Annotated in this window: 16 protein-coding genes; 8 read left to right on the top strand and 8 right to left on the bottom strand. The window is 70.0% G+C overall.

The annotated features are described in order from the left end of the window. The first annotated feature begins 24 nt into the window (after positions 1 to 24). Positions 25 to 1884: a PQQ-binding-like beta-propeller repeat protein gene (locus ACIRDU_RS20705; protein WP_403581467.1), complete on the top strand. Its 1860-nt coding sequence runs from the start codon at positions 25 to 27 to the stop codon at positions 1882 to 1884. Positions 1885 to 2132: 248 nt separating this feature from the next. Next, complete coding sequence (locus ACIRDU_RS20700) at positions 2133 to 2813, top strand: LuxR C-terminal-related transcriptional regulator (protein ID WP_403581465.1); 681 nt, start codon at positions 2133 to 2135, stop codon at positions 2811 to 2813. 281 nt (positions 2814 to 3094) lie between these two features. Here ACIRDU_RS20700 and ACIRDU_RS20695 read toward each other — a convergent pair whose 3' ends face one another. Beyond that, positions 3095 to 3412 carry a hypothetical protein gene (locus ACIRDU_RS20695; RefSeq protein WP_403581463.1) on the bottom strand — a complete coding sequence of 106 codons (318 nt, stop codon included), beginning with the start codon at positions 3410 to 3412 and terminating at the stop codon, positions 3095 to 3097. A gap of 21 nt (positions 3413 to 3433) precedes the next feature. Beyond that, entirely contained in the window at positions 3434 to 5113 is a 1680-nt protein-coding gene (locus ACIRDU_RS20690) for a sodium:solute symporter family protein (RefSeq protein WP_403581461.1), read from the bottom strand. Between the two features lie 164 nt (positions 5114 to 5277). Between ACIRDU_RS20690 and galT the strand changes: the two genes are divergently transcribed. From galT to galK, 3 genes are read left to right on the top strand one after another with little or no spacing between them, the layout of a single operon-like run. Further along, positions 5278 to 6363: a galactose-1-phosphate uridylyltransferase gene (gene galT / locus ACIRDU_RS20685; RefSeq protein WP_403581460.1), complete on the top strand. Its 1086-nt coding sequence runs from the start codon at positions 5278 to 5280 to the stop codon at positions 6361 to 6363. Beyond that, positions 6360 to 7328 (top strand): UDP-glucose 4-epimerase GalE, encoded by a 969-nt coding sequence (galE, locus tag ACIRDU_RS20680; RefSeq protein WP_403581458.1) that lies wholly within the window; start codon positions 6360 to 6362, stop codon positions 7326 to 7328. Before galT ends, galE begins: the two co-directional genes overlap by 4 nt. After that, positions 7328 to 8482: a galactokinase gene (gene galK, locus ACIRDU_RS20675; RefSeq protein ID WP_403581457.1), complete on the top strand. Its 1155-nt coding sequence runs from the start codon at positions 7328 to 7330 to the stop codon at positions 8480 to 8482. Before galE ends, galK begins: the two co-directional genes overlap by 1 nt. A gap of 57 nt (positions 8483 to 8539) precedes the next feature. On the opposite strand, the gene ACIRDU_RS20670 is transcribed toward galK, so the two are convergent. The 3 genes from ACIRDU_RS20670 to ACIRDU_RS20660 form a co-directional block, all read right to left on the bottom strand. Further along, positions 8540 to 9541 (bottom strand): hypothetical protein, encoded by a 1002-nt coding sequence (locus ACIRDU_RS20670; protein ID WP_403581758.1) that lies wholly within the window; start codon positions 9539 to 9541, stop codon positions 8540 to 8542. 8 nt (positions 9542 to 9549) lie between these two features. Next, on the bottom strand, positions 9550 to 10188 hold the full coding sequence (locus tag ACIRDU_RS20665) for a hypothetical protein (protein WP_403581455.1): 639 nt from the start codon (positions 10186 to 10188) through the stop codon (positions 9550 to 9552). Between the two features lie 118 nt (positions 10189 to 10306). After that, positions 10307 to 10765, bottom strand: coding sequence for a GNAT family N-acetyltransferase (locus ACIRDU_RS20660; protein WP_403581453.1), 459 nt, complete (start codon positions 10763 to 10765; stop codon positions 10307 to 10309). A 307-nt stretch (positions 10766 to 11072) separates the two neighbouring features. Between ACIRDU_RS20660 and ACIRDU_RS20655 the strand changes: the two genes are divergently transcribed. Then, positions 11073 to 11840 (top strand): LuxR C-terminal-related transcriptional regulator, encoded by a 768-nt coding sequence (locus ACIRDU_RS20655; RefSeq protein WP_403581451.1) that lies wholly within the window; start codon positions 11073 to 11075, stop codon positions 11838 to 11840. Here the strand turns inward: ACIRDU_RS20655 and tamR are convergent. Beyond that, entirely contained in the window at positions 11799 to 12296 is a 498-nt protein-coding gene (gene tamR / locus ACIRDU_RS20650; RefSeq protein ID WP_403581449.1) for a MarR family transcriptional regulator TamR, read from the bottom strand. The genes ACIRDU_RS20655 and tamR overlap by 42 nt on opposite strands. A gap of 127 nt (positions 12297 to 12423) precedes the next feature. Here tamR and ACIRDU_RS20645 point away from each other — a divergent pair, with 127 nt between their 5' ends. Then, a complete protein-coding gene (locus ACIRDU_RS20645; protein WP_403581448.1) occupies positions 12424 to 13254 on the top strand; it encodes a trans-aconitate 2-methyltransferase in 831 nt (276 codons plus the stop codon). Between the two features lie 82 nt (positions 13255 to 13336). On the opposite strand, the gene ACIRDU_RS20640 is transcribed toward ACIRDU_RS20645, so the two are convergent. Both ACIRDU_RS20640 and ACIRDU_RS20635 read right to left on the bottom strand, forming a co-directional pair. Continuing rightward, entirely contained in the window at positions 13337 to 14014 is a 678-nt protein-coding gene (locus ACIRDU_RS20640; RefSeq protein WP_403581446.1) for a TetR family transcriptional regulator, read from the bottom strand. Further along, positions 14011 to 15030, bottom strand: a complete 1020-nt coding sequence (locus ACIRDU_RS20635; protein WP_403581445.1) for an acyl-CoA desaturase — start codon at positions 15028 to 15030, stop codon at positions 14011 to 14013. The genes ACIRDU_RS20640 and ACIRDU_RS20635 overlap by 4 nt, the downstream gene beginning before the upstream one ends. 294 nt (positions 15031 to 15324) lie before the next feature. On the opposite strand from ACIRDU_RS20635, the gene ppc reads away from it, so the two are divergent. Beyond that, entirely contained in the window at positions 15325 to 18057 is a 2733-nt protein-coding gene (gene ppc, locus ACIRDU_RS20630) for a phosphoenolpyruvate carboxylase (protein ID WP_403581443.1), read from the top strand. The last annotated feature ends 59 nt before the right edge of the window (positions 18058 to 18116 follow it).

Below are 18116 nucleotides of genomic sequence, written 5' to 3'. Positions count from 1 at the left end.
CCCCTTCCCCGAGGTGCCCACGCCATGACCCAGCCGCCGCCCCCGCCGCCCCAGCAGCCCCCGCAGGGGGGCGGCTTCGGTCCGCCCCAGGACCAGCCGCCGCAGACCCCGCCGCCAGCGGCCGGGCCGAACCTCGGCAAGGCCCCGGAACCGGGGTACGGCTACCCGCAGGCGCCGCAGACGCCTCCGCCGGCCGCCCCGCAGGCGCCGCCCCAGCCTCCGCAGGGTTACGGCTATCCGCAGGGAGCTCCGGCGCCCCAGCCTCCGCAGGCCCCGCCCGGCTACGGCTACCCCGGTCAGCAGCCGGGGCCGTACGGGCAGCCGCAGCAGGCGCCTTACGGGCAGCCGGGGTACGGCCAGCCGGGATACGGGCAGCAGCCCGGTTACGGCTATCCGCAGCAGACCATGCCGCACCAGCCGCAGGCCGGACGGCCGGGCGGCGGCGGGAAGTTCAACGCGCAGATGGCGATCATCATCGCCGCGGTCGTGGCGATCGCCCTGATCATCGGCGGCGGTGTCTGGTACGCCTCGTCCGGCGAGGACGACGGCAAGAAGGACGACACCGCCGCCACCAGCGGCGGCACCGGCGGCACGGACGACGACAACGGCGGCACCACCTCCGGCAAGGAGAAGGCACCCTCCGACCCCAGCGCCAAGGTCCTCTTCCAGGTCCCGGCGCCCGAGGTGAAGAACGACAGCACGGTCGTCGTCTCCGGCTCGTGGCTCACCGACAAGGCGTACGTCAAGAGCGGCATCGCCCGGATCGTCGGCTACGACCGCGACAAGGGCGGCGAGCTGTGGAAGCTCCCGCTGGCCGGCCCGGTCTGCCAGGCCGCCCGCCATGTCACCGACGACAACCTGACGGCGATCCTCTACCAGCCGGCGATGCCCACCAAGGCCGACCCCTCGCACGGGTGCAGCCAGATCGCGCTCATCGACCTCGACGCCGGCAAGAGGCTGTGGACCAAGACCGTCAAGACCGGTGACCAGCTGATCAACTTCGACAACGTCACGCTCAGCGGGAAGACCGTCGCCGTCGGCAGCACCAGCGGCGGCGCCGCCTTCGACGTCTCCGGCAAGCTCCTGTGGAGCCCGAAGCCGACCGACTCCTGCTACGACGCCGGGTACGGCGGCGGCGAGAAGCTGGTCGCGGTGCGCAAGTGCGGCTCGTACGACCAGCGGCAGCTGCACATCCAGACCATCGACCCGAAGTCCGGGAAGGTGATCTCGGAGTACAAGATGACCGAGGGCATCGAATACGCCAGCATCGTGTCGACCGACCCGCTGGTCGTGGCCGCCGACGTCGGCGACTCCGCGGGCGACGGCAGCGGCATCTCCGACTTCTTCTCCATCGACAGCAAGACCGGCAAGCTGCGCACCCGCATCTCCGCGCCGGGCGAGCAGTTCGCGGCCCGCTGCGAGGGCATCACCCGCGTCGAGGCCTGCAACCTGCTGGCCGTCGGCAACGACCGGCTCTACCTGCCGACCGAGGAGCACGACGGCACCGGCAAGTACAGCCGGACCAACGAGATCGTCGCCTTCGACCTCGCCACCGGCAAGCAGACCGGGCAGCGGGCCGACGCGGGCGACGGCTACACGATCTCGCCGCTGCGCATGGACGGCGGCAACCTGATCGCGTACAAGCGCCCGCCGTACGACAAGGGCGGGCAGGTCGTGAGCATCGACGGGGGCAGCTTCAAGGAGACGACGCTGCTGGAGAACCCCGCCACGGACACGGTCCGCGACGTGGAGACCAGCATGTCGCCCGAGTACTCCGAGTTCCTGTACGCCGAGGGGCACCTCTACATGTCCAAGGTGTACGCCAGCAAGCGGTCGACGGCGAGTGACAAGGAGTACCTGGCGGTCGGCTTCGGTACGGGTTGACCAGGTACTGACCGGGTACTGACCGGTTCTTGATCGACTGGTGGCCGGCGCGGCCCCGTCCCTGTTCAGGGGCGGGGCCGTAGCTGTTTGGCGCGGTCAACCTGGAATGAGAGGAATTTCGGCGATCCGGGGCGATTCTCGCGGGTAGGGGGAGCGCAACGTCGAACAAGCGTGTAGCTTCCGGGGGCATGAAGGCGGGGGAGCCGGGGGGCTTCCATGGGGGGCTGGGGTGACTGGGGGGTTGCTCGATGGGAGTGCGGCTCATGGTGGTCGACGACCACCGATTGCTGGCCGAGGCGCTGGCTTCGGCGTTGAAGCTGCGGGGGCACCGGGTGCTGGCCGCGGCGGCGCCGGCCGCGGGGGCGGCGGAGCTGGTGATCACACGCGCGCCGGAGGTGTGCCTGCTGGGGACGGCGGTGCCGGCGGAGCCGGGGATCTTCGACCCGGTGGTGCGGATCAAGCGGGAGCGGCCGCAGGTCGCGGTGCTGGTGCTGGGGCCGGTTCCGAGTCCCCGGGGCATCGCGGCGGCGTTCGCGGCGGGGGCGTCGGGGTACGTCCGGCACGACGAGCGCATAGAGGGTGTCGAGCGGGCGATCATGAAGGCGCGGGCGGGCGAGGCGGCGGTGGCGCCGCAACTGCTCCAGGGAGCGTTCAGCGAGTTGCTCAACCCGGCGGCCCAACCGGACGACGAGGGCCAGCGGTTGCTCCAGATGCTCACGCCCCGCGAGGTGGAGGTCCTGGTCCGGGTCGCCGACGGTGAGGACACCCGCCTGATCGCGGCGGGCATGGGCATCGCTCCGTCGACGGCGCGTACGCACGTCCAGCGGGTGCTGATGAAACTGGGCGTGGGTTCCCGCCTGGAGGCGGCGGCTCTGGCGGCGCGGACGGGGTTGCTGGACCGGGCGGGTGCGGTGCAGCGGGAGCCGTGAGCTTCGGGATGCGTGCGGGTGGCTGCGCCGGGCGCCGGGTGGTGGGACGCGGCCGCGCCGAGGGTGTCCGTCCTCGGAACGGCGCGATGGGGTCGCGTACCGGCTGACCGTCCGCTGACGCGCCAACCGCTGCGGGCGGACACGCCCCGACACGGCCCCTTGTCGCCGTACGCGGGTGTGCGGCGTCGTCCCACCCGGCGCCGCAGGCGCCCGGCGGCGGGGGCCACCCGCCGCTCCCGCGTGGCTGCGGGGCCACCCGGCCCCAGCACCGTGCGGCCGGGTCACTCCACCCGCTCGTCGTCCTCCGGCTCAACCCCCGGAGGGGCCGGGGCCGCGGGCCTCAGCTTGAGCCATGCCAGGAAGAACAGACCCAGCAGCAGCATCCCCAACCCGGTCCACAGGTTGATGTTCACGCCCTCCGCCTTGTCGATGTCGGCGTCGGACGCCGTGAACCCCGCGATCGTGACGATCACGCCGTAGATCACGAACAGCCCACCGATGATCCGCCGGATGTCGAACAGCCGCGCGGCGGTCGCCGACTTGCCCTGCAGCTCGGTGACTTCCCGCTGTACGTCCTTCTCGAAGTAGAACTCGGACATGGTCGATCGATCCTCCGTCGGTCAGAACGAGAACGGGATGTAGCAGGCCGCGGCCAGCACGACCGCGCCCCAGCCCAGCAGCGCCGGCTTGCGGTACCAGGCCTCGTCCCCCGGCGCCGGCGGTTCCGCCATGCCGGGCGAGCGCGTGCCGTAGACCAGCCCTTGCAGCTCCTCGGCCGGCTTGGGCGCGGTGAACAGCGACACCGCCACCATCACCACCGCGCCCGCGACGAAGCCCGCGATCGCCGAGACGAAGTTGGCCCCCTGGTCGGAGGGGATGTCGATGACGTCCTGCTTGTAGAGGACGAAGTAGTTGACCATCGCGGCGGTGGTGCCCGCGAGCAGCCCCCAGAAGCCCGACTTCATGGACGCCCGCTTCCAGAACATGCCGATGATGAAGACGACGAACATCGGCACGTTGAAGAAGGAGAACAGTGTCTGGAGGTAGGCCATGATGTTCGAGAAGGACCGGGCCAGGAACGCCGTGCCGATGGAGGCCAGGACGCCGATCGCGGTGATGAGCCGGCCGAAGCGCACGTAGTACTCGTCCTCGCGCCCTTTCACCACGTACTTCGCCCAGATGTCCGTCGTGAACACGGTGTTGAAGGACGACACGTTCGCCGCCATGCCCGCCATGAACGCCGCGAGGAGGCCGGTGACGGCGATGCCCAGCACACCGTTGGGCAGCAGCTGCTCCATCAGGTAGGGGATCGCGTCGTTGTACTGGAGGTCGGAGCCGGGGGTGCCGATCTTCGGTACCAGCACCGCGGCGGCCAGACCCGGGATCATCACCAGGAACACGATGAAGATCTTCGGGAACGCGGCGATCAGCGGGGTGCGCTGGGCCGCCGAGAGGTTCTTCGCGGACAGTGCGCGCTGCACCTCGGCGAAGTTCGTCGTCCAGTAGCCGAAGGAGAGGACGAAGCCGAGGCCCAGGACGATCGTCAGCCAGTTCGCGCCGAGCGGGTTGTCGCTGCCGATGCCCGTGCCGCCCCAGGACGTCATGAAGTCGGCGCCGTGGGTCTTCGTCAGGGAGTCGGACAGGCCGTCCCAGCCGCCGACCTTCTTCAGACTGAGCACCGTGATCGGGATGAGCGCGGCGAGGATGACGAAGAACTGCAGGACCTCGTTGTAGATCGCCGAGGACAGGCCGCCGAGGGTGATGTACGCCAGCACGAAGAAACCGGCGACCACGATCGCCACCCACTCCGGCCAGCCCAGCAGCGCCTCGACGACGATGGCCAGGGCGTAGAGGTTGACGCCGGCGATGAGGATGGCGGCGAAGGCGAACAGCACCGAACTGAGCAGGTGCGCCGCCCTGTCGAAGCGCAGCAGCAGGAACTCGGGGACGGAGCGCACCTTGGAGCCGTAGTAGAAGGGCATCATCACCAGGCCGAGGAAGACCATGGCCGGGATGGCGCCGATCCAGTACCAGTGCGTGGTGTAGACGCCGTACTGGGCGCTGTTGGCGGCCATGCCCAGGATCTCGGTGGCGCCCAGGTTGGCCGCGATGAACGCGAGGCCGGTCACCCAGGCGGGCAGGGAACGGCCGGAGAGGAAGAAGTCGAGACTGGTCTTCACCGAGCGGCGGGCGGCGAAGCCGATGCCGAGGACGACGACGAAGTAGATGCCGAGGATCGTGTAGTCGAGCCAGTTGGTGGGGAGTCGCAGCTCGGCTGCCAGGTAGGTGGGGGGATGCATGAGCCCTCGCTTCGTTGCGTGAACTGATACCTCGCGGGATCTCCTTCTCCGCGTTCAGCAATTGAACACTTCTGTTGATGCAGTTTGTTTGATTGTGATGTTGACGATTGGGGAGGTTCGTGTTTTGGTATGTTGAGTTATGTTTGAAGGATGAGGAGTCCGGCGTGAAGAAGACCTCGACCCGGCTGGCCGACGGTCGCGAGCTCATCTACTACGACCTGCGTGACGACAGCGTGCGGGACGCGACCGACCGCCGCCCGCTGGACCGCACCGTCACCACGTCCGAGATCCGCCGCGACCCTCTGCTCGGCGACTCCGTCGCCATCGCCTCCCACCGCCAGGGCCGCACCTACCACCCCCCGGCCGACGAGTGCCCCCTGTGCCCGTCGGCGGGCGATCGCCTGAGCGAGATCCCGGACTCGTCGTACGACGTCGTCGTCTTCGAGAACCGCTTCCCCTCGCTCGCCGGCGACTCCGGCCGCTGCGAGGTCGTCTGCTTCACCTCCGACCACAACGCGTCCTTCGGCGAGCTCACCGAGGAGCAGGCGGGCCTGGTGCTGGAGGCCTGGACGGACCGCACCTCGGAGCTGTCCCATCTCCCCTCCGTCGAGCAGGTGTTCTGCTTCGAGAACCGCGGTGCCGAGATCGGCGTGACCCTTCAGCACCCCCACGGGCAGATCTACGCCTACCCCTTCACCACGCCCCGCACCGCGCTGATGCTCCGCTCGGTCGCGACCCACAAGGAGATGACCGGCGGGGAGAACCTCTTCGACGCCGTCCTGGAGCGGGAGATCGCCGGCGAGCGGGTCGTCCTGGAGGGTGAACACTGGGTCGCCTTCGTGCCCTACGCGGCGCACTGGCCGTATGAGGTCCACCTGTACCCCAAGCGCCGCGTGCCCGATCTGCTCGGTCTGGACGAGGACGCGCGCACAGAGTTCCCCAAGGTCTATCTGGAACTCTTGAGGCGCTTCGACCGGATCTTCGACGGGCGGGACGGAGGGGAGAGCTCCGGGGGCGAGCCCCCGACGCCGTACATCGCGGCCTGGCACCAGGCCCCGTTCGGCGCGCTGGAGGAGTTCGACGGGGTCGTGCGGGAGGACTTCGCGCTTCACCTCGAGCTTTTCACCATCCGCCGCACTTCCGGCAAGCTGAAGTTCCTCGCGGGTTCCGAGTCCGGCATGAACGTGTTCATCAACGACGTGCCGCCGGAGCGCGCGGCCGAGCGACTGCGAGAGGTAGCGAGTTCATGAGCGGGAAGTACCTGGTGACGGGCGGCGCGGGATACGTCGGCAGCGTTGTCACGCAGCACCTGCTGGAGGCCGGTCACGAGGTCGTCGTCCTCGACAACCTCTCCACGGGCTTCCGCGAGGGCGTCCCGGCGGGCGCGGCGTTCATCGAGGGCGACATCCGCGACGCCGCCAAATGGCTGGACTTTTCCTTCGACGGCGTCCTGCACTTCGCCGCCTCCTCCCAGGTCGGCGAGTCGGTCGTGAAGCCGGAGAAGTACTGGGACAACAACGTCGGCGGCACCATGGCGCTGCTGGCCGCGATGCGCGAGGCGGGCGTCCGCAAGCTGGTCTTCTCCTCGACCGCGGCGACGTACGGCGAGCCGGAGCAGGTCCCGATCGTCGAGTCGGCACCCACGTCCCCGACGAACCCGTACGGCGCCTCGAAGCTCGCCGTCGACCACATGATCACGGGTGAGGCGGCGGCGCACGGCCTGGGCGCGGTCTCGCTGCGCTACTTCAACGTCGCCGGCGCGTACGGCGCGTACGGCGAGCGGCACGACCCCGAGTCCCACCTGATCCCGCTGGTCCTCCAGGTCGCGCAGGGCAGGCGCGAGGCGATCTCGGTCTTCGGCGACGACTACCCGACGCCGGACGGCACGTGCGTACGCGACTACATCCACGTCGCGGACCTGGCCGAGGCCCACCTGCTCGCGCTCCGGGCCGCCGCCCCCGGCGAGCACCTGATCTGCAACCTCGGCAACGGCAGCGGCTTCTCGGTCCGCGAGGTCATCGAAACGGTCCGCACGGTGACCGGCCACCCGATCCCGGACGTGGTCGCCCCCCGCCGGGGCGGCGACCCGGCGGTCCTGGTGGCATCGGCCGCCACGGCCCGCGAGAAGCTGGGGTGGAACCCGTCCCGCGCGGACCTCGCCGGGATCGTCGCGGACGCGTGGGACTTCGCGCAGAACATCGCAAGGGAGCAGTAGTGGGCGCACAGCAGGTGCGGGACGGTTTCGAAAAGCTGTACGGAGCCGCCCCCGAGGGTGTCTGGGCGGCCCCCGGCCGCGTCAACCTCATCGGTGAGCACACCGACTACAACGACGGCTTCGTGATGCCCTTCGCGCTGCCGCACACCGCGGTGGCGGCCGTCTCCCGGCGCACGGACGGCGTGCTGCGCCTGCACTCGGCGGACGTCGAGGGAGGGGTCGTCGAGCTGCGCGTCGAGGACCTCGCCCCGGAGTCGGACAAGAACTGGACGGCGTACCCGTCGGGTGTCGTGTGGGCGCTGCGCGAGGCCGGCCACCAGGTCACCGGCGCCGACATCCACCTCGCCTCGACGGTCCCCTCCGGCGCGGGCCTGTCGTCGTCGGCGGCGCTGGAGGTCGTGGTCGCGCTGGCCCTCAACGACCTGTACGAACTGGGCCTGAAAGGCTGGCAACTGGCCCGCCTGTGCCAGCGCGCGGAGAACGTCTACGTCGGCGCCCCCGTCGGCATCATGGACCAGACGGCGTCGGCCTGCTGCGAGACCGGCCACGCCCTCTTCCTCGACACGCGTGACCTCTCCCAGCGCCAGATCCCCTTCGACCTGGCGGCCGAGGGCATGCGCCTGCTCGTGGTCGACACCCAGGTCAAGCACTCCCACAGCGAGGGCGAGTACGGCAAGCGCCGCGCGGGCTGCGAGAAGGGCGCGGCCCTGCTGGGCGTCGACGCCCTGCGGGACATCCCCTACGCGGACCTGGACGCGGCCCTGGCCCGCCTGGGCGACGAGGAGGAGGTGCGCCGCCTGGTCCGCCACATCGTCACGGAGAACGAACGCGTCGAACGGGTCGTCTCCCTCCTGGAGTCGGGCGAGACCCGCGCGATCGGACCCGTCCTGGTCGAGGGCCACGCCTCCCTCCGCGACGACTTCCGCATCTCCTGCCCGGAACTGGACCTGGTCGTGGACACGGCCCTGACGGCCGGCGCCCTGGGCGCCCGCATGACGGGCGGCGGCTTCGGCGGCTCGGCGATCGTCCTCGCGGAGGAGCCGGACGTGGACGCCATCACCAAGGCGGTGACAGAGGCCTTCGCGACGGAGGGCTTCACGGCGCCCCGCGTCTTCGAAGCGGTCCCGTCGGCGGGAGCCAGCCGAGTGCACTGACCCGCCCCGCCGAGAGCGGCGCCCCCTCCTCCACCGAGGGCGCCGCACTCGCGCCGGTCAGCGGTTGACGGACTGGATCTCCTGGACCGGCACCTCGGTGGTGGTGGCGAACGTGCCGGTGGGCAGATCGCCGCCCGTGCCGCCTGCGCCTTCCCAGGTGATCTCCCAGGTGAGCGTCGCCTCGAGACCGTAGGTGCCGTGCCCCGACGAACGCAGGTACCGCACCCCGCACGGAGGCGTCAGCTCACCCTTTCCGCGGGCGTACGGCTCTCCTATGGAGCCGTCGTCGTTGATCAGGCACTCACCGGACGCCGGGAGGGTTTCCGCGTCCGCCGTTCCCGGATCGAGGTGCAGGCTCACCGGCTTCGCGGTCGTCGTCGCCCACAGCCCGGTGCCGGGCAGACTCGCCGTGACGGAGACGGGCTTGAAGGTGCCCTTGTCCAACCAGACCCAGGTGGGCGCGTTCACCGTCGACTTGCCGTTCGGCGCCATGGAGATCTTGGTCGGCGGCACGACGGTCCGCTGGTGCGCGAGCCCGGCGAGAGTCTCGGTGTCGATGGCCTGGGGGACGCCGGGGTCCTCGCCGTTGTCGACCCAGAAGGGGGCGCGCGTGCAGGCCTTGGCCGCCGGGTCGTCCTTCATTTCCGGGTTCTTCACGGCCACCCACCACATGCCCTCGTCGTTCTTGGCGACGTTGAAATCCTTGTAGGGGTGACCCTTCTTGTAGCGCGCCTGGACGTCCGCGATGCCCTCCGGCTCACCACCGGCGGACTCGTACATCGACCACTTGGCTTCGTTGAAGGTTTTGAAGTCCTTGGCCTTCCAATACGGCTCGTACCAGCAGGCCGGCGGCTCCCAGTCCACGGCGGTGGAGGTGATCGGACCGCCGCCCTTCGCCTTGGTGCCTTTGACCGTGATGCTGACCCGAGACTCCAGGGCCGGGCCGGAGGAGTCACCGGATGTCTCTTTCTCCCGGGGGCCGACAGCGTCGAACCCTCCAGCCACAGCCGGAAGAGTCCCGAGGCCGACGAGCGCCGTGCTGAGCGCCGCTACGCCCATGCACCGCGTCAGGGCTGGCACTTCTGCGACCCCCGGTCTTCGGTGACATCCCAGGTCTGCCAGACGCCGTCCGCGTTCTTCTTCAACCCGAGGTTGTAGAAGACGTAGCTGTTCGGCGTGGTCTTGGTGCCTTGCAACTTGTTCGTCTCGCGGTTCTTGAGGTCTGCCTTGCTCTCGTCGACGCAGTACGTCAAGGCCGCCGACTTCTTGTCGAACACCGTCACCTGGCGGTCGAAGTAACGCAGGGTGCCGGCCCAGCTGGTCTTCTTGTCGATGGCGCGCTTCGCATACTGGTAGACGCCGACCAGCGCGTCGTCCGTGTAGTAGAAGGCCATACCCGACTTCTTCACGTCGCCGTACGCCATGGCCTGCCACACCGTACTCTCGGCCCGCTCATTGTCCGCGAGAACCGCATCCTTCGTGGCATCCCCGGTCTGCTGCCCCTCAAAAACCATCTTCATGTCCGAGGGCAACTTGATCTCCGGCCGATCAATCCCGTCCGCCGACGCGGAAGCCGAAGGCGAAGCCGATGCCTCGCCACCCGAATCCGCTCCGGCGATCTTGTCGGACGATGACGATCCGTCACCTCCCCCCGAGCCGCAGGCGGTCAGCAGCAGGGCCGCGGATGCGGTGAGCGCGGCTGTCACGAGCCGAGCGGGGCGGTTCACTGTGTCTCCCGTTGATCATGTGTGGGGGGATAACTCAAGCGAACCAACGCTATCGGGAGCCGAGGTGAGGAGTCGTCGGGGGGCTTCGCCCCGCAGCTCAGCCCAGCCTCTTCGTCAGCATGTACTCCGTGATCCCCGGCGGATAGTCCGGCACCGCGCACACCACCTCGTACCCCTGCTTCTCGTAGAACCTCGGCGCCTGGAAGTCCCAGGTCTCCAGGCGGGCCGAGCGGCAGCCGCGGGCGGTTGTCGCGATCTGTTCCGCCTGCGCGAGCAACCGCGCGCCCAGGCCCCTGCCACGGTGGCGTTCGTCGACCCAGAGGTAGGTCACGTGGAGCCATGTCGCCCAGGTGTGGCCGACCAGGCCGCCGGCGAGGTCGTCGTTCCTGTCGTTCACAGCCCACACATGCAAGGGCACGTCCCTTTCGTCCGGTGTTCCACGCAGGGCGCGCAGGATCGGAGAGGCGGCTGTGTTCGTGTCCCGCAGGCGTGTGCGGAGCAGATCACGTCGGGCTCTGTCGACTTCTGTCTCAAGACGGAACATGCGGCACACCATAAACGCGCCGGACAGTCAGTTCTGCAAATAACCTTCCGCTCCGGGCCCCCGCCCGTACCCTGATGAACAGCACCGGTGGGGGCCGGTGCCGATCAGGGGGCGAGACAGCCGGGTACGACGCCCGGGGTGGGGGTGGCGGTTACTGCACGGCGGCGGCCGTGCGGCTGCGGCGACCCGAACAGACTGCTGCGGCAAGTGACGGACGGTCGGACGCAGCAGATCCGGACACCCCGGCGTCGTACCCGCGCGGTGTCATCCTGACGATGGGGTATCCCCTGCTCTTCAAGAGCTCGGGTAAGGGGGTTTCGTGGTTCGCATCCGAGTCCTGGTCGTCGACGACCATCGCATCTTCGCCGAGTCACTCGCGGCGGCCCTGGCGGCCGAGCCCGATGTCGACGTCTCCGCGGCCGGCAGCGGTCCTGCCGCGCTGCGCAGCCTGGAGCGGGCGGTCGCCGAGGGGCGGCGGTTCGACGTGCTGCTCGTGGACGCCGATCTCGGCGGCAAGGTACCGGGAGCCCGCCCGGCCGTACCCGTGCAGGAGGGCAACGAGGACGGGCTCGTCGACGGGATCTCCCTCGTCACGGGCGTGCGCGCCACGCAGCCGAACGTCCGGATCGTGGTGCTCGCCGAGAAGGACGACCCGCGGCGGGCGGCGCTCGCCCTGCAGGCCGGCGCCTCCGGCTGGGTCGCGAAGGACTGCTCGCTGTCCCGGCTGCTCACGGTCATCCGGGGCGTGCTGAGGGAGGAGACCCATCTGCCGCCCGCCCTGCTGACCGGTGTGCTGCGGGAGCTCACCGCCGCCCGCAAGCACCGCACGGAGAGCGAGCGTCTCGTCGAGTCCCTCACTCCGCGTGAGCGGGAAGTGCTGCGGTGCATGGTAGCGGGGCTGGGGCGCAAGGCCGTCGCCGAGCGCCTGTATCTCTCGCCGCACACCGTACGGACCCACATGCAGAACGTGCTGGGCAAGCTCGGCGTGCATTCCACGCTCGCCGCCGTCGCCCTCGCCCGGCGGGCCGGGGTCGGACCCGCCGACCTAGCCGGGGATGTTGTCGAACGGGGCGGTCAGCTGGCGTAGCAGCGCCGCCAGTTCGGCGCGCTGGGCCCGGGAGAGCTCCGCGAGGATCGCGCGCTCCTGGTCCAGCAGCCCGGCCAGGGCCTGGTCCGCGCGGTCCCGGCCCTCGGCCGTCAGCCGGACCAGGACGCCTCGGCGGTCGCTGGGGTCGGGGAGCCGTTCCACCAGGCCCTTCTTGGCGAGGCGGTCGATGCGGTTCGTCATCGTGCCCGAGGTGACCAGGGTCTGGGTGAGGAGCTGCCCCGGCGAGAGCTGGTACGGCGTGCCCGCGCGGCGCAGGGCCGTCAGGACGTCGAACTCCCACGGCTCCAGGCCGTGCTCCGAGAACGCCAGCCGCCGCGCCCGGTCCAGATGCCGGGCCAGTCTGCTCACGCGGCTGAGCACCTCGAGCGGTTCCACGTCGAGGTCCGGGCGCTCCCGGCGCCACGCTGCGACCAGCCGATCGACCTCGTCCTCCATGACGATCAGTGTAGTGGTTGTGTCGACGTAGAGTCTCTTGACGTCCAGTTTCTTGACATCGAGATACATGGCGGATCACGCTGGGTGTGCGTCCCGTACGGTCACCACCAGGACACCAGGAGGACCCATGCCCGCAGCTACCCCCACCTGGGACCCCGCCCAGTACCTCCGGCACGCCGGCCACCGCGCCCGCCCCTTCACCGACCTCCTCGCCCGCGTCCCCGACCTGCCCACGCAGCCGCCCGCAGGCCACCCCCGCATCGCCGACCTGGGCTGCGGCCCCGGCAACGTCACCACGCTGCTCGCCGCCCGCTGGCCCACCGCCGAGATCACCGGCTACGACAACTCACCCGAGATGCTCGACAAGGCCCACGTCGATCACGAGGGGCCGACCTCGGGGGGCGGCCGTCTCGACTTCGGCCACGCCGACGTACGGACGTGGACGCCGGACGAGCCGTACGACCTGATCGTCAGCAACGCCACGCTGCAGTGGGTGCCGGGGCACGCCGAGCGGTTCGCCGACTGGGTGGCCGGAATCAAGCCCGGCGGCACCCTCGCCTTCCAGGTGCCGGGCAACTTCGACGCCCCGAGCCACCGGCTCATGCGCGAACTCGCCGGTGCACCGCGCTGGCGCGGCCGGCTCGCCGACACTCTGCGCCACGCCGACGCCGTCCTCAGGCCCGAGACCTACCTCGAACGGCTGACGTCCCTCGGCTGCCCGGCCGACGTGTGGGAGACGACGTACATCCATCTGCTCCAGGGCGAGGACCCGGTGCTCGACTGGGTGAAGGGGACCGGCCTGCGGCCCGTGCTGACCGCGCTCGCCGATGATCCCGAGGCGCGGGGGGCCTTCGTCGCCGAGTACCGGGCAGCCCTGCGTGAGGCCTATCCGGCCGGTCCGCACGGCACGCCGTTCCCGTTCCGCCGGGTGTTCGCCGTGGCCCGCAAGGAGCGCTGATGATCGAACCCGGAGGCCCTCGCCCCGTTCGAGGACCGGCCAGGGCGTCCAGCCGTCACCAACGTCCCAGACGGCACCCCTGCTAGGCCTTGCGGCGCCCTATCAGGTGCGGTTTCGCCTCTATCCCGTCCAGGCCGTGCCACGCCAGGTTCACCAGGTGCGCGGCCACCTCGGCCTTCTTCGGCCTGCGTACGTCCAGCCACCACTGGCCGGTCAGGGCGACCATGCCGACCAGGGCCTGGGCGTAGAGCGGGGCCAGCTTGGGGTCAAAGCCGCGGCTCTTGAACTCGCGGCCCAGGATGTCCTCCACCTGGGTGGCGATGTCCGAGATCAGCGAGGCGAAGGTGCCCGTCGACTGGGGGATGGGGGAGTCACGGACCAGGATGCGGAACCCGTCCGTGTACTCCTCGATGTAGTCCAGCAGGGCGAACGCCGCCTGTTCGCACAGTTCGCGGGGGTGACCGGCCGTGAGCGAGCTGGTCACCATGTCCAGCAGGCGCCGCATCTCACGGTCCACGACGACCGCGTACAGCCCTTCCTTGCCGCCGAAGTGCTCGTAGACCACCGGCTTGGAGACCCCGGCCTTCGCCGCGATCTCCTCCACCGACGTGCCCTCGAAGCCTTTCGCCGCGAAGAGCGTGCGGCCGATCTCCAGCAGCTGCTGACGTCGCTCGGCACCGGTCATCCGGGTGCGACGCACTCGCCGCGGCTTGTCGTTGCTGGGGGTGCTGCTCGAGTCGGTCGCCACAGCGACCATCATGCCGTCTCGACGGGCTCCTTTCCTCGCCGGGAGCCGCCTTCCCCGGTGTTACGGCGCGAATCGATACGGGAGCGTGACGGCCAGCGCACGTCGTACGCCCAGCCCGCCATCTCGAACCAGCGGATCAGCCGGGCGGACGAATCCAGCTGGCCGCGCATCACCCCGTGCCGCGCCGAGGTCGGGTCGGCGTGGTGCAGGTTGTGCCAGGACTCACCGCAGGACAGGATCGCCAGCCACCACACGTTGCCCGAGCGGTCACGCGACTTGAAGGGGCGCTTGCCGACCGCGTGACAGATCGAGTTGATCGACCAGGTCACATGGTGCAGCAGGGCCACCCGGACGAGCGAACCCCAGAAGAACCCGGTGAACGCGCCCCACCAGGACATCGTGACCAGACCGCCGATCAGCGGCGGCAGCCCCAGCGACACCACCGTCCACAGGACGAACTGGCGGGAGATGTTGCGGAGCGTCTTGTCCTTGATCAGGTCCGGGGCGTACTTCTCCTGCGACGTCTGCTCTTCGTCGAACATCCATCCGATGTGCGCCCACCACAGGCCCTTCATCAGGGCCGGGAGGGTCTCACCGAACCGCCACGGCGAATGCGGGTCGCCCTCCGCGTCGGAGAACTTGTGGTGCTTGCGGTGATCGGCCACCCAGCGCACCAGCGGACCCTCCACCGCCATCGAGCCCGCGATCGCCAGCGCGATCTTCAGCGGCCGCTTGGCCTTGAAGGAGCCATGCGTGAAGTGGCGGTGGAAGCCGATCGTGATGCCGTGGCACCCGAGGTAGTAGAAGAAGACCAGCAGGCCGAGGTCCAGCCAGCTCACCCCCCATCCCCACGCCAGCGGCACGGCCGCCAGCAGCGCGACGAACGGAACGGTGATGAAGAGGAGGAGGGCGATCTGCTCGATGGAGCGCTTCTTCTCGCCGCCCAGCGTCGCGGAGTCCGCTGCGGCGTCGGTGTCCTGACCGGGCGCCTTCGCGGCGTCTTCGATCACGTCGGAAGTACTGGTCATACGCGTCCCCTGGGGGGTATGTGGTTGGAGAGGGAGTAGCCGGGCCACGGGGATCCGTGCGGTGCTTCCTACGGTTCCGTAACCTACGGCATCGTAAGTATGGCAGTGCGTCGCTCCGCGGCAAGAGCCCGACGGCCTGCGCGTCCCGCCCGACACCTATCCTGGAGTCGGTCGGACAGCGCGGTCCGCTCTGTTTTCTTCCCGGACGTCCGGCCCCGCAAGCGGCGCCCGCCGCGCGAGACGCCGTCCGGGTTCCCTCCCAGACGAGCTTCAACACTGCAAGGAGCCGCACCTGTGAGCAGTGCCGACGACCAGACCACGACGACGAGCAGTGAGCTGCGTGCCGACATCCGCCGGCTGGGCGACCTCCTCGGCGAGACCCTCGTCCGCCAAGAGGGCCCTGAGCTGCTGGAACTCGTCGAGAAGGTCCGCCGCCTCACCCGAGAGGACGGCGAGGCCGCCGCCGAGCTGCTGCGCGGCACCGAACTCGACACCGCGGCCAAGCTGGTCCGCGCCTTCTCCACCTACTTCCACCTGGCCAACGTCACCGAGCAGGTGCACCGCGGCCGCGAGCTGCGCGCCCGCCGCGCCGCCGAGGGCGGACTCCTCGCCCGTACGGCCGACCGGCTCAAGGACGCCGACCCCGAGCACCTGCGCGAGACCGTCTGCAACCTCAACGTCCGCCCCGTGTTCACGGCCCACCCCACCGAGGCCGCACGCCGGTCCGTCCTGAACAAGCTCCGGCGCATCGCCGCGCTCCTGGAGACCCCGGTCATCGAGTCCGACCGGCGCCGCCTGGACATCCGCCTGGCCGAGAACATCGACCTCGTCTGGCAGACCGACGAACTGCGCGTCGTCCGCCCCGAGCCCGCCGACGAGGCCCGCAACGCCATCTACTACCTGGACGAACTGCACGCCGGCGCCGTCGGCGACGTCCTGGAGGACCTCACCGCCGAACTGGAGCGCGCCGGGGTCAAGCTCCCCGACGACACCCGCCCCCTCACCTTCGGCACCTGGATCGGCGGCGACCGCGACGGCAACCCCAACGTCACCCCCCAGGTCACCTGGGACGTCCTCATCCTCCAGCACGAGCACGGCATCAACGACGCCCTGGAGACCATCGACGAACTCCGCGGCTTCCTGTCCAACTCCATCCGCTACGCCGGCGCCACCGAGGAACTGCTGACCTCCCTCCAGGCCGACCTGGAGAACCTCCCCGAGATCAGCCCCCGCTACAAGCGCCTCAACGCCGAAGAGCCCTACCGGCTCAAGGCCACCTGCATCCGGCAGAAGCTGGAGAACACCAAGAAGCGCCTCGCCAAGGGCACCGCCCACCAGGACGGCCGCGACTACCTCGGCACCGGCCAGCTCCTCGACGACCTGCGGATCATCCAGCGCTCCCTGCGCGAGCACCGCGGCGGCCTCTTCGCCGACGGCCGCCTCGCCCGCACCATCCGCACCCTCGCCGCCTTCGGCCTCCAGCTCGCCACCATGGACGTCCGCGAACACGCCGACGCCCACCACCACGCCCTCGGCCAGCTCTTCGACCGGCTCGGCGAGGAATCCTGGCGCTACGCCGACATGCCCCGCGACTACCGCGCCAAGCTCCTCGCCAAGGAGCTCAGGTCCCGCAGGCCGCTCGCGCCCACCCCGGCCCCCGTCGACGCGCCCGGCGAGAAGACCCTCGGCGTCTTCGGCACCGTCAAGCGCGCCCTGGAGGTCTTCGGACCCGAGGTCATCGAGTCCTACATCATCTCCATGTGCCAGGGCGCCGACGACGTCTTCGCCGCCGCCGTCCTCGCCCGCGAGGCCGGCCTCGTCGACCTGCACGCCGGCTGGGCCAAGATCGGCATCGTGCCGCTGCTCGAGACCACCGACGAGCTCAAGGCCGCCGACACCATCCTGGAGGACATGCTCTCCGACCCCTCCTACCGGCGCCTCGTCGCCCTGCGCGGCGACGTCCAGGAGGTCATGCTCGGCTACTCCGACTCCTCCAAGTTCGGCGGCATCACCACCAGCCAGTGGGAGATCCACCGCGCCCAGCGCCGCCTGCGCGACGTCGCCCACCGCTACGGCGTACGCCTGCGCCTCTTCCACGGCCGCGGCGGCACCGTCGGCCGCGGTGGCGGCCCCACCCACGACGCCATCCTCGCCCAGCCCTGGGGCACCCTCGAAGGCGAGATCAAGGTCACCGAGCAGGGCGAGGTCATCTCCGACAAGTACCTCATCCCGTCCCTCGCCCGGGAGAACCTCGAACTGACCGTCGCGGCCACGCTGCAGGCCTCCGCCCTGCACACCGCCCCGCGCCAGTCGGGCGAAGCCCTCGCCCGCTGGGACGCCGCCATGGACGTCGTCTCCGACGCCGCCCACTCCGCCTACCGCAGGCTCGTCGAGGACCCCGACCTGCCGACGTACTTCCTCGCGTCGACGCCGGTGGACCAGCTCGCCGACCTGCACCTGGGCTCCCGGCCCTCCCGCCGCCCCGGCTCCGGCGTCTCGCTCGACGGCCTGCGCGCCATCCCATGGGTGTTCGGCTGGACCCAGTCCCGCCAGATCGTCCCCGGCTGGTTCGGCGTCGGCTCCGGCCTCAAGGCCCTGCGCGAAGCCGGCCTCGACACCGTCCTCGACGAGATGCACCAGCAGTGGCACTTCTTCCGCAACTTCATCTCCAACGTCGAGATGACCCTGGCCAAGACCGACCTGCGGATCGCCCAGCACTACGTCGACACCCTCGTCCCCGACGAGCTCAAGCACGTCTTCGACACCATCAAGGCCGAACACGAACTCACCGTGCGCGAGGTGCTGCGCGTCACCGGCGAAGACGAACTCCTCGACGCCGAACCCGTTCTGAAGCAGACCTTCGCCATCCGCGACGCCTACCTCGACCCCATCTCCTACCTCCAGGTCGCCCTGCTCAAGCGGCAGCGCGACGCCGCCGAAGCCGCCGAGCAGCCCGACCCGCTCCTCGCCCGCGCCCTCCTCCTCACCGTCAACGGCGTGGCAGCGGGCCTGCGCAACACCGGCTGACCCGCACCCGCACACGACCGTGCCCCCGAACCTCGCACAGGCTCGGGGGCACGGTCGTG

Origin of the sequence: Streptomyces sp. NPDC093598, assembly GCF_044764825.1 — a bacterium.
Taxonomy (GTDB): domain Bacteria; phylum Actinomycetota; class Actinomycetes; order Streptomycetales; family Streptomycetaceae; genus Streptomyces.
The sequence above is the reverse complement of the archived record's forward strand: the minus strand, read 5'-3'. Positions and strand labels throughout refer to the sequence as shown.